The following is an 11,196-nucleotide window of genomic DNA, read 5'->3' as shown; positions in this document are numbered from 1 at the left end:
GCTGTTGCCCACGACGAGCGACTCCGATCGTGCAGGCCATCCTCGTTCTGCACCACGTCGAAGCCAACCGCTACGCAGGATGAAAAAGGCTCACTATCTTTCGGAACCGCGACCGAAAACAATTGCGACATCTGACTCTACAAGACCACGTCGCGCTATTCACGTTCGTGCAATTCCCATGCCCGGGCCGTGAAGACGACGTGCTTCCGAAACCGCGAGTGTGCATCCGTATATCTTCTGACAGTCATTCCGACCAGGCGTGGTGATGATTGTCAGATGCCGAAGTGCCGTGCGCGGTGCCAGGACAACACCCTCTGCAAGAACCCTGTACGGATCGCGGGGATTCGCTGCCACAAGCACCTCGGGATACCGGAGGCTGGCCCACGGCATCCCAAGGAGAGGAAGACGCGGGGGAGCAGCCGCGTGCAACGCCAAAGGCGGCGGGTCACCGGCATGAGCGCGGCACCCAGCGGCGTGGGCGGCGGTGGCAGGGAACGTCGCGAGCAGGAGCGGGTCAAGAAGGCCGCTGAGTTCTGCGCCTCCGTCCTCACCGACGGGTGGGTCGAGGTCGTGTCGGACCGCGCCACGGAGTACGTGACCGAGGAGACCTGGAGGCGACTCTTCAGCCACCGACGGCGGAGGCGGTGCAAGCTGCTGGCACGCCTGGCCGGGGCGATTTTGGCGGGCAAGAAGAAGCTGCACGACCCGGTCGGAGCGGTCGCGGCCTGGCTCGCCTCACTACTGGGCGGCGACCGGGTCGTGCAGTCGTTCGCCCGCGAACTCGCGTCCGGCATCCCGCTGCCGCCGGACGCCAAGATGGTCGCCACGGCGCGGGGGTTGCAGGTAGCCGGGGTGCTGTTGTGCGTGGTCAACGGCAACGACCTGACGAGATGCCAGTGCTTCATCAATCTCGCGCTGGAGGAGGCCAAGACTCAGGTCAAGAAGATCCTCGTCGCCGCGTTGGAGGACTGGACCGGTCTGGCGCAGTTTCCGGCCAAGCCATCGGTTGTGGAGCGAGGCGTATACGGGACGGCGGGAGGCTGACGGCAGCGCGCACCCCCGCTTATGGCCACGACGGCGGCGGCGGACCGAACGCGCGGCGGCTGGCCTTCACCGCGAGGGTGGCCATGGCGGCGTTGGCGCCACCACCGATCAGCGCGCCGATCCCGAACGGTGCCACCCGGCCGAGCACGATGATGCCCTGCTTGGTGCCGTACTTCGTGACGAAGTGCCGGCCCAGGACCTTGTTGATCTGCCGCAACGTCTCCATCGGCACCTTGGCGACGACCTGGCGTCCCCAGTGCTGCCCGGTACGCTCGGTGACCTTGGTGATGGTGGCCGAGCCGGACCCGCCGAGCATGATGCCCATGACGATCGTGCGGCGGCGCTCGATCTCGTCGATGCCGACGCCGTGGACCTCGGCGATTGAGAGCGCGAAGAGGGCGCTCAGTTCGAGCGAGGAGAGCGCCTCGCCGGCCGACAGCGCCAGGGCGATGCCCGTGCCGACGCCCGGTGCCGCTGCGGCCCCGCCGACCGCGGCTCCCGTTCCGGTCAGGGCGCTGACGTACATGCGTTCCAGATTGCGGATCACCTCCTCGGGTGTCGCCTCCGGGTTCCGCTGGCGGGCCCGGGCGATGTTCTTGCGCACCAGTGGGCTCTGGACGGCGATCGCCTTGTCCAGGAGGTCGAGGACCCGCTGCCCGGGTACGGCTACTTCCGAAACCGGTCCGTCGAGGGCATCCGAGGTCATGCCGGAAACTCCTTGGTCGAGGCGCGTGGGGATGGACGGCCCGAGCCGCGTCGCGCTCGGCCGCAGTGGGTCAGGTTATGCGGGGGCACCTGGCCGCCGAAAGATCAGAAGCGTCCGTCCACTCGGTACGAAAGGTCACCCGGTGACCACGTCGTGTTCATCCGGTCCCGCCGATGGGACCTTGACACCAGCGGGCGATGTGGTCGGCTTCCGTCACACCGATCGCCGCAGCGCAGCCAGCCCGCAGGAGACCAGGATCGCGGCCAACACCAGCCCGATCCGCAGCCACCGCACGTCCCAGGCCGGGCGTACACCGATCGAGACCGCGACCCCGAGCTGCCCGGCGACGACCAGGCAGATCGCGACGCTGAGGAGCCGGTAGGTCACGCCGAACTCCGACCACCACATCACGGTGCCGAATAACGCCGGTACGAGCATCAGCAGGCTCAACAGGATCAGGGGCACGGCGAGCTTCCAGCGGAGCCACGCGCTCACGGGCGGCCCGACCGGATCTCGGTGCCGTGCCGGCCCGGCGCGACCGGCCAGTGCCGGCTGATCAGATTGGTGGTCGGCGTCAGGAACAACGGCACGACCCGAGCGCCGAAGGCACGACGCCGCACGCGAAGCAAGCGTCGGGGTGGGGGGCTCGCACGGTCCGCAGCGATGAAGTAGAGGCCAGTGCCTTCAACATCGCCGGAGTCGGCTGTGGCGGAATCGGTCGCAATGACTGCCGAGCGGCCTGCACCTGCTTCTTGGTGGCCGTCGGCCAGCCGCGTGCCCTGACCTCCTGGGCCAACAGCTTGATGCCGATGCCCGGATGGCTTGCCTGGACAACGCGTATTACCTCGGCCAGAGAAGGTCGATTGCGGGCAGCGGTTGTGACCTTCGCCGGCTTCCGGGTCGCGGTAGGGGGAGTGATCACTGTGATGGTTCCGCCGGACTTCGCCCTCGTCGTCGACGAGGTCTGGGTGCGGGTGGGCACAATGACGGTTCGGTGGGACTGCGCGTTCGATCGGACCGGATGGGCGCGCAGCGCCTTGCGTACCTGCTCCGCGGAAACGTCAGGCCAGCCGCTCTGTCGGAGATGGCGGACGAGCGTCTTGTCCTTGATGCCGCGCATACGCGCCTGAAGCTCACGGGCAGCATCCGCCAGCTCCCGCTGTGTCGGCACCCGTCCAGGGCTGCTTCTCCGCGAGGTCGAGGCGGCACGGCGCGAAGAGCGGGCAGCCACTGGTCGCTCCGACGGCTTCAATCGGTCGAGCCAGGTGTCGGGGTTGCGATCAGGCCGATCGTCGTTCTCCCAGTCGCGCCGAAAGTCGGCCGCATCCCGACCTTCCGCGTTGGCATACCAGTCGGTGATGGTGCGCCTCATGACCAAGGTGCCCTCCGGTGCCGTCGGGGTGAGTCACCGTATGTGAGGCAGTCGACACTATGGCGGTCGCGCAACGCATGGAAGCCACCGATAGTCCTTGATGGACGGCGATCGGCTCGGTCATCGATACGGGGACCTGACCGGCCCGCGTCATTGGTTGACCACGATCAACGGGCGTCGACCTTTTCCGCACGGTTGTGGGTTGTGCGTACACCCGAGGTTCAGCCCTCCGGGAGGGACGCGGCGAGGCGTTCGCGGAACGCGGCGGCCCTGGCGTCGGCGAACCGAGCCAGCAGGGCGTACGCCTCCCGCCGGTGCTGTGCCGCCTCGTCGGCGCGGCCGGCCGCCGCCAAGGCGGCGGCCAGGTGGTCGAGTGTCAGCGCCAGTTGCCAGTCGTCGCCGAGTTGCCGGTGCACCGCCGCCGCCCGCAGGTGGAAGGCGATCGCCTCGTCCGCCTGCCCCAGCTCCCGGTACGCCTCGCCGGCGCCGTCCAGCGCCATCGCCTCGCGGCTGCGGTCACCGAGTTCGCGTTGGATCGTGGCCGCCCGGTGCACCGCCTCCAGCGCCTCGGCCGGCCGGCCCGAGGCGCGCAGCACCCGGGCGCGCTCCACCAGCCAGTGCGCCAACCACACCTGGTTGGCGTCCTCCTCAGCGATGGCCACCGCCCGTTCGATCGCCACGGCTGCCTCAGCCACCCGGCCGAGTTCGCGCAGCGTCATGCTGAGGAAGAACAGCGAATTGCCCTCCTGCCCGCGGTCGTCGATGCTCCGCTGCACCGCGAGCGCCCGCTCCAGCAGTTCGGCGGCCTCGGAAAGGTCCCCGATCTCATAGCGTGTCTCGGCGAGGTTGCTCAACAACAGCGCCCGCCAGCGCTGATCACCGAGCTGCTCGAAGATCGCCAGGCTCTCGCCGAAGTGGGTGAGCGAGTCGGTGAGCCGCCGGTGGCGCAGGCCCAGCAGCCCGAGCGCGTTGATCGACACCGCCGTGCCGCGAACGTCGCCGATCTCCCGCCGGATGGTCAGCGCGGCCCGATGGTGCTCGGCCGCCTCGGTGAGCTGGCGGGCCTGGAAGTGCGCCTTGCCGAGGCTCTCCAGTGCCTCCGCCTGGCCTCGCCGATCGTCCAGTGTGCGGGCTGCCTCCAACCCGATCCGGGCGGTGGCGAACCAGCTCTCGAAGGCGTTGCGGTGCATGAAGACGCTGCGCAGCAGCGCCGCCAGTTGCCACGCGGTCCGCTGCAAGCCGGCCTCCGCTGCCATCCGGGTGGCAGCTACCAGGTTGTCCCGCTCGGCGTCGAGCCAGGCGTCCGCGTCGCCGCTGGTCGCGAAGGCCAGCGGCGTGACGTCGGCCGGCGGGTCCAACGGCACGGTCCGGTAGAAGGGCAGAGTGCGGTCCAGCGCCGCGTCGGCGGTGTGCAGATACCAGTCCAGGAGGCGGCTCAGCGCCGCCCGCCGGTCCTCCGAACTCTCCAGGTGCCGGACCTGGTCCACGGCGTAGGCGCGCAGCAGGTCGTGGAGCTGGTAGCGCCCCGGCGCGTTCTGCTCCAGCAGGTGCGCGGCGACCAACGCGTCCAGCGGCTGACGTACCCGGGATGTCGCCGCGCCGATCAGCGCGGCGGCAGCCGGTGCGGTCAGGTCCGGGCCGGGGTGCAGCCCGAGTAGCCGGAAGAGCCGGGCCGCCGTCGGGTTCAGCGCCCGGTAGGACCAGGCGAAGACCGCGCGGACCGCGTCGGACTCCTCGCCCTCCTCCGCGGTGAGCGCGTCCCACAGCGCCGACTCGTCGCGCAGGTCATCGATGAGCTCACCGAGCGGCATGAACGGCCGGCTCGCCGCCCGCTCGGCCGCGATACGCAGCGCCAGGGGCAACCGGGCGCAGAGTCGCGCCAACTCGGTCAACTCGTCGGGGTCGTCGCCGCTGCGGTAGGCCGAAGTGACGTCCCGCAGCAGGGTGACCGCGTCGTCCTCGGCGAGGATGCGCAGGTCAGCCGCCGGCCGCCGTCGCGGGTGGCCAGACCGGACAGCAGGTTACGGCTGGTCACCACCGCCAGGCTCAAATCGGAGCCGGGCAGCAGCGGGCGCACCTGCCGGGCCGTCGCGGCGTTGTCCAACATCACCAGTACGCGCCGGCCGGCCAGCCGGGACCGGTACAGCGCCGCCCGGTCGTCGAGGTCGACCGGCACGGCCGACGGTGGTACGCCCAGGGCGCGCAGGAATCGGTCGAGGATCTGTCCGGGCTGGGCCGGTTCGCCGGGGTCGTAGCCGCGCAGGTCGGCGTAGAGCTGCCCGTCGGGAAAGCGGTGCCGGACATGGTGTGCCCAGTGCAGGGCCAGCGCGGTCTTGCCGACACCGGCCGTGCCCGTGATCACCGACAGGGTGACTTCGGCGCGGCGGTGCCCGTCGGACAGCAAGCGGTCCAGCGCCCGTTGCTCGTCGACCCGGTTGACGAAGCCGCGTACGTCACCGGGTAGCTGCTGCGGCACGTCCGGGGCCGCCGCGTCGCCGTGGAAGTGCACGCCGCCGTACACGTCGCGCGCCTGGACCAGCTCCGCCGGGCCGGACACCTCGGACCGGTTCACGTGCGCCCGCGGGTGCCCGGCCTCGTCCGACCCGACCCCGTTCACGATTCACCTCGCGCGAGGAGGCTCCAACGGCGCCACCGTCCGGTCGAAGAAGGCATCCAGCGGCTCACCGCGTCGGTAAAGCGACTCGATGTAGGCCTGGCAGCGCGCCACCAGTTCGGGGTCACGCCAGCGGCGGGCGGACGCCAGCACGCCGTCGGCGTCGTAGACCGCCTCGTACATCACCTCGGTGCCGAGGGTGTAGATCTCCGGCAGTGGACCGCGCGGCTCGGCCGTCGCCACCGCGTCGACGCCCACCACCCGGGTCAGTCCGCCGTACTCGTGGCGCAGCCGCAGCACATGCAACTCCCACTGCAGGTAGGGCGTCAGCGGTTCCTCGACGACGCGGACCCTGCGGGTGGCGAAGCCGTTGTCGGCGATGCGGCGGTAGTAATCCTCGAACTCAGGGCGGCGACCGTCGAGGATCCGCAGTGAGTCCTCCCAGCGCCCGGCGGCGAACGCCTCCCACCCCTCGTCACCGGGTTCCTTGAAGGTCTGCTGGCGCTCCAGCTTCCAGAAGCCCGGGTCGCCGGTCTGCCAGAATCGTTTCTCGAAGTCAGCCCAGTAGTCCTCCAGGCCCAGACTTTCGCCGGTGTCGCCGTCGAACAGCTCATGCATCAGGTATGTCCACCTTCGCCGCGATCATTGTCGATCGGGGAATGATGATAAGCCGCTCACCCGGGTCCACCGAGACTCCTTCGGGCAGTCGCCCCCGGTATGTCTCGGTGAGGTCCTGCCCGATCACCGCCACGTCGCCGTTGCTCAGTTCCCACACATCGGGACAACTGCCGTCACCGGAGGTGTTGCCCAACTCGTGCGAGGACTTGCCCCAGCGGCGCTTCAGCTCGGCGGTAGGGTTCGCTTCCCAACGCTGCCCGCTCATGCCGGCCTCCTGAAGAGGTATGCGTATCGACACTCAGGGTAACATCGAGTGCGCTTGATGGCGGAGCGATTGGAGGCGTCGGATGGCAGATCCGGTCATGGTCACCGCGGCGACGACGCTCATCGCCTGGGCGACCACCGAGCTGGCCGAGAGCGGGCGGACGGCGGTGGCGTCCCTGATCGATTTCCTGCGGGCCCGCTTCTCCCACGACCCGGCCGCGCGAGAAATTGTCGAAGGCGCCCTGTCGCAGCCCACGCCGCAGGCAGTGAACCGTCTCGCCGACCTGTTGGACGACGAGTCACGCCGCGACCCGTCCTTTGTGGCCGAGCTGCGTTCGCGATGGTCGCGGGCCGACGCGGTGATCGCCGAGGGAGCCGGCGGCGTGGCGAACTCAGTCTCCGGTGACGTGCACGGGCCAGTCGTCCAGGCACGCGACGTCCACGGCGGGATCCACCTCGGCGACGGCACCACCCGGCGCTGACCACGCCGACGTCAGAGTCCCGTTGCTGGGCTTCGCTCGAGCTCAGGTCGTCGCGGGGTAGGCGTGGGGTGCCCAGGGATGGATGTCGTCCGACTGACTCACGGACGGTTCAGCCCGAAACCGGTCCGTCGAGGGCGGCCGCCGGGATCAGCGCCCCTCTGCGCGCCGCACGACGAGGACCGTGCCGTCGCGGCCGACCGACAGCACCCCGCCGTTAAGGGGGGTTCGCGACCACTGGCGAAAGGTTCGCGGCGCGGCTCGGAAGTACGCGCCGAGCCGACCGTCCGCGAGCTGCCGGTAGAGGCCGCTCTCCACACCGCGGAAGACCTCCAGGATCTCGTTGTCCGGCAGTGGCGCCCGGTAGCGGGTGCCCTCCGCCCGCAGCCCGTTGGGCAGCCGGAGCGTTCGCGCGGTGCTCGACTCCCAGGGCAGGTCGAGATCGAACAGAGTCTGCTGCCCAAGCTCGGGCGGTTCGTCGCGCTGGCGCGGTGTCGCGTAGTCGCGTGCGGTGCCGTTGTCACCGGCGAAGAGAAGCGCGGTCGCCGCCGCGGCACGGGTCAGGATCTGCGTGAACCAGCCACGCCGCTCCGCAGGTATGTCGAACACGTCGGGGCGCCCGGGCGGCAGTTCCTCGGTGGGGAGGACGTCCGTGTCGTCGGCCGGGGGATCGGCCTCCGGTGGCACCTCCCACGTGCGGGCCTCGTCGGGCGGTGCGGGCTGCGGCCGCCAGTCCTGGTCGCCGGGAGCAGCACCCAGCAACTCGTCCAACTCGTCGTCCGCGCCCGACCACAGCTCGCCGTCCCCTGGCGGGTCCAGCACGTACGAGGTGATTCGAGCCCGGGACAGGTAGGAGGCCACCATGAGCGACGGCTGGCTGCGCCCACCCACCCGCAGCGCGTCCACCTGCACAGCCGCGCGGGCGAGCTGCCCGTGCGCGAAACCCGGGGACTTATGGGTGCCCTTGCACTCCAGGACCACGATCTTCATGCCGTTGTGCCGACCTGAGCGATGGTGACCCAGCAGAATGTAGTCCGGTCGCTTGGTGGTCCTCGGCGCGGTGGCGACCTCACCGACGCCGTCGAGGAAGCCCGCCTTCAACGCCACCTCCGCGTCGACGGCGTGGAAGTCCCAGCGCGGATGCTGCCGGCGCAGCACGGCCTTCGCCACCACCAGGGCCAACCCGATGCCCAGCTGCTCCGACTGGGCAACCTTGTGGTGATACACCACGTTCCCAGCGTGCCGGGACAACGCGAGATGGCCGTCGCGTACGTCCAGCGTCGCGCAGTAGCGGACATGGGCCCAGTGCCGGGCCACCTGCGCCAGCGGCGACGCGGTCAGGAACGTGGTGGCCACGCCCAGCTCGTGCAACACCTCTGCGGGGCTGGTGCGGACTGCCGCGCCGATGTGGATCGGGCTCGGCGGTTTGCCGTAGCGGTAGGCGTCGTTGTCCCGGGCGCGATCCTTGGCGTATGTGAGCACATCGGTGACAAGTTGCTCGGACGACTCGACTGCGAGCGTCGACTCGGTGCTGAGGGATCGCACCAGTGATTCGATCTTCACGCTTACCTCCGAGGGGTGAGGCGCAGCGCTTCTTCTGGGTACCCAGGGTTATCGATCAAACGCTCAGTGTCAATGCAGCCGGACTGCTGCGCGGCGAGTTTTGGCGAAGGCGCCTGCGGAGGGACGCCGACCGGTCCGGGCTGACCTGCCGACCTTCGCCGGTCTCGGGCGGGGGAGGGCCGTTCGGCCGGGGTGATCACCGTGATGGTTCGTCGTGACCGCAGTGGGGCGGACCGACGCTAAGGGCGGTGGAGGCAGCCACCCGCATTGGGCGCTCGTGGCGAGTCCGGCGACAAGGTCGATCAGCCGACATTCTTACAGTTTCGTTGACATCATTCGCAATGGACAGGTAGCAGTGTGCGCACGGCTTTCGCGTCCGCGCAGCCGAGCTGCATGGTCCCTTGGGGAGAGTACTTGAAGGCGAACGAGACGACCGTCCGTAACCTGCTGCAAGGCGAGAAGCAGTACGTCGTGCCGCTCTACCAGCGTCGCTACAGCTGGAAGCGCAAGGACCTCGCACAGGTCTGGGCTGACGTGATGCGGGTGACGGAGGTGAGTGACAACGCCACACACTTCCTCGGCTCGGTGGTTCTCGCACCCAGTCCAGCCAACACGCCGACCGGCGTGCAGAGCTGGCTCGTCGTGGACGGGCAACAGCGGCTGACTACGCTGAGTATCCTTCTGTGTGCGATTCGGGATTATGTTCGAGAGTCTGATACGCAGCTGGCGGCAAAGATCGACGATATGTACCTGTTCAACAAATATGCGTCGGGAATAGAGCGGTACACCCTGCTACCCACGAAGGCCGATCGAGCGGCGTGGTTGGCTCTCCTGGAAAGGGACCCTGGTGCCGGTGGTGAGGACCGGATCGGAGAGGCGTATCGCTTTTTCCGGGCCGCGCTCGTCCAAGCCGACGACCCAGACGATGATCACGATCTGGTTCGAATCGAGCAGGCAGTGGCGGCGAGGTTGAGCCTTGTGGAAATCGCCGCGCACCCGGATGACAACGTCCACCGCATCTTCGAGTCCCTCAACTACACCGGCCAGCCGCTCACCCAGGCCGACCTGCTGCGCAACTACCTCTTCATGCGCCTGCCCGCTCGGGGTGACCACGTCTACGAACGGCATTGGCTGCCGCTTCAGGAGTTGCTCACGGATAAGCAGCTTGAGGACCTGGTCTGGCTGGACCTGGTGCTCCGTGGGGACGACCGCGCCACCCAAGAGGCGATCTACCAGTCGCAGCAGCTGCGCCTCGGCCAATTGTCCGGTGAGGCCGCGATCGAAGAGTGGATCATCGATCTCCATCACAAGGCGCGCCTGTTCCGCAAGATTCTGAAGCCGGGCGAGGTTGCCGATCCGATCCTGCGGCGGGCGTTGGACCGGCTCGACCGCTGGGGTGCGGCAGTGGTCCACCCCATCGCTCTCTACGTCCTGCTGGCGCACGAGGCGCGCCGCCTCAGCTCGGTCGAAGCCGCTGATGCATTACGTGTCGTCGAGAGTTACCTGGTCCGTCGCATGATCGCGGGTATCGCCAGTGCCAACACCAATCGGATCTTGATGTCGCTGGTCAAGGACCTGGGGGAACAGGTTCCCTCGGCCAAAGCGATCACGCGGGCGCTGTCCGGGGTCCGGAAGAAGTTCCCCACCGACCAGTACATCCGCGATGCCGTGCTGGTGAACAGCTTCTACTGGCTGGGTCGCGGGCCGCAGCGCAGCTACGTGCTGCGCTGTATCGAGGAGGACTTCGAGCACAAGGAGCCCATCAACTTCGACACCTCGAAGGTCACCATCGAGCACGTGTTGCCGCAGTCCCTGACGGACGAGTGGCGGGAAATGTTGGCCCCCGACCTGGAGGCCGACGAGACCGTGGAGGAACTGCACAGCTCCCTGGTGCATACGCTTGGGAATCTCAGCCTGACCGCGTACAACCCTAAGCTGGCCAACGACGGTTTCGAGGCCAAGAAGAAGATCCTCCGCGACAGCGGACTCGCGATGAATCGTGAAATCGCTGACTCGCCCCGGTGGGGTCGAACGGAGATCCTCGCGCGTGGCCGAGCCCTCGCTGACCGAGTCCTGCTCATCTGGCCCGGCCCCGACGAATCGGCTGCGGTGACCCCACCCAGCCCACGCTGGTCCCTGATGAACCAGGCGCTTGCCAGCATCCCCGCCGGCCGCTGGACCAGCTACTCGGACATCGCCGAGGTGGTCGGCGTATTCCACCGCGCGGTTGCCGGACGCCTCGCCAGTGTGCAGGTGCCGAACGCCCACCGCGTGTTGAAGATCGACGGCGCTATCTCGGCAGACTTCCGCTGGCCCGACCCCGAACGCCGCGACGACCCACGGGCTGTGTTGGAGACCGAGGGTGTGCGCTTCGACCATGCGGGTCGCGCGGCAGCTGACCAGCGGATGACGGCCACCGAACTAGCACGCGAGGTCGGTCTCGACACCAGCGAGGACGGGGAAGGTGAGGAGCCGGCAGCCGCATGACCAGCCTGCCCGCCAGCATCGGAGTGATCGGTGCTGGCGGGCAGGAATG

The 11,196-nt window shown here is 68.6% G+C and carries 11 protein-coding genes and 1 pseudogene; 4 read left to right on the top strand and 8 right to left on the bottom strand.

From position 1 onward, the window contains the following. Window positions 1-83, top strand: a pseudogene (locus tag AB0H28_RS24350) (IS5/IS1182 family transposase); the annotation flags it as partial. A 370-nt stretch (window positions 84-453) separates the two neighbouring features. Further along, window positions 454-1,044: a hypothetical protein gene (locus AB0H28_RS24345; RefSeq protein WP_358044393.1), complete on the top strand. Its 591-nt coding sequence runs from the start codon at window positions 454-456 to the stop codon at window positions 1,042-1,044. A gap of 19 nt (window positions 1,045-1,063) precedes the next feature. On the opposite strand, the gene AB0H28_RS24340 is transcribed toward AB0H28_RS24345, so the two are convergent. The 7 genes from AB0H28_RS24340 to AB0H28_RS24310 all read right to left on the bottom strand — a co-directional run bounded on the left by AB0H28_RS24340 (window position 1,064) and on the right by AB0H28_RS24310 (window position 6,619). Further along, entirely contained in the window at window positions 1,064-1,750 is a 687-nt protein-coding gene (locus AB0H28_RS24340) for a hypothetical protein (RefSeq protein ID WP_358044390.1), read from the bottom strand. A gap of 213 nt (window positions 1,751-1,963) precedes the next feature. Beyond that, complete coding sequence (locus AB0H28_RS24335; RefSeq protein WP_358044387.1) at window positions 1,964-2,245, bottom strand: hypothetical protein; 282 nt, start codon at window positions 2,243-2,245, stop codon at window positions 1,964-1,966. A 79-nt stretch (window positions 2,246-2,324) separates the two neighbouring features. Next, window positions 2,325-3,122, bottom strand: coding sequence for a hypothetical protein (locus AB0H28_RS24330; protein WP_358044384.1), 798 nt, complete (start codon window positions 3,120-3,122; stop codon window positions 2,325-2,327). A gap of 221 nt (window positions 3,123-3,343) precedes the next feature. Continuing rightward, window positions 3,344-5,014 (bottom strand): tetratricopeptide repeat protein, encoded by a 1,671-nt coding sequence (locus AB0H28_RS24325; RefSeq protein WP_358044381.1) that lies wholly within the window; start codon window positions 5,012-5,014, stop codon window positions 3,344-3,346. Then, complete coding sequence (locus tag AB0H28_RS24320) at window positions 5,011-5,739, bottom strand: hypothetical protein (RefSeq protein ID WP_358044378.1); 729 nt, start codon at window positions 5,737-5,739, stop codon at window positions 5,011-5,013. Before AB0H28_RS24320 ends, AB0H28_RS24325 begins: the two co-directional genes overlap by 4 nt. A 3-nt stretch (window positions 5,740-5,742) precedes the next feature. Further along, window positions 5,743-6,354, bottom strand: coding sequence for a DUF6879 family protein (locus AB0H28_RS24315; protein WP_358044375.1), 612 nt, complete (start codon window positions 6,352-6,354; stop codon window positions 5,743-5,745). Continuing rightward, entirely contained in the window at window positions 6,347-6,619 is a 273-nt protein-coding gene (locus tag AB0H28_RS24310) for a hypothetical protein (protein WP_222952787.1), read from the bottom strand. The genes AB0H28_RS24315 and AB0H28_RS24310 overlap by 8 nt, the downstream gene beginning before the upstream one ends. 82 nt (window positions 6,620-6,701) lie before the next feature. Here AB0H28_RS24310 and AB0H28_RS24305 point away from each other — a divergent pair, with 82 nt between their 5' ends. Next, the gene (locus tag AB0H28_RS24305) at window positions 6,702-7,100 is read left to right on the top strand and encodes a hypothetical protein (RefSeq protein ID WP_358044372.1); all 399 of its coding nucleotides are present in this window, start codon (window positions 6,702-6,704) and stop codon (window positions 7,098-7,100) included. Between the two features lie 147 nt (window positions 7,101-7,247). On the opposite strand, the gene AB0H28_RS24300 is transcribed toward AB0H28_RS24305, so the two are convergent. After that, entirely contained in the window at window positions 7,248-8,660 is a 1,413-nt protein-coding gene (locus AB0H28_RS24300) for a hypothetical protein (RefSeq protein WP_358044370.1), read from the bottom strand. 414 nt (window positions 8,661-9,074) lie between these two features. Between AB0H28_RS24300 and AB0H28_RS24295 the strand changes: the two genes are divergently transcribed. Further along, window positions 9,075-11,147 carry a DUF262 domain-containing protein gene (locus AB0H28_RS24295; protein WP_358044367.1) on the top strand — a complete coding sequence of 691 codons (2,073 nt, stop codon included), beginning with the start codon at window positions 9,075-9,077 and terminating at the stop codon, window positions 11,145-11,147. Window positions 11,148-11,196 lie beyond the last annotated feature (49 nt).

Source organism: Micromonospora sp. NPDC050980, assembly GCF_040653835.1.
Classification (GTDB): domain Bacteria; phylum Actinomycetota; class Actinomycetes; order Mycobacteriales; family Micromonosporaceae; genus Micromonospora.
The sequence above is the reverse complement of the archived record's forward strand: the minus strand, read 5'-3'. Positions and strand labels throughout refer to the sequence as shown.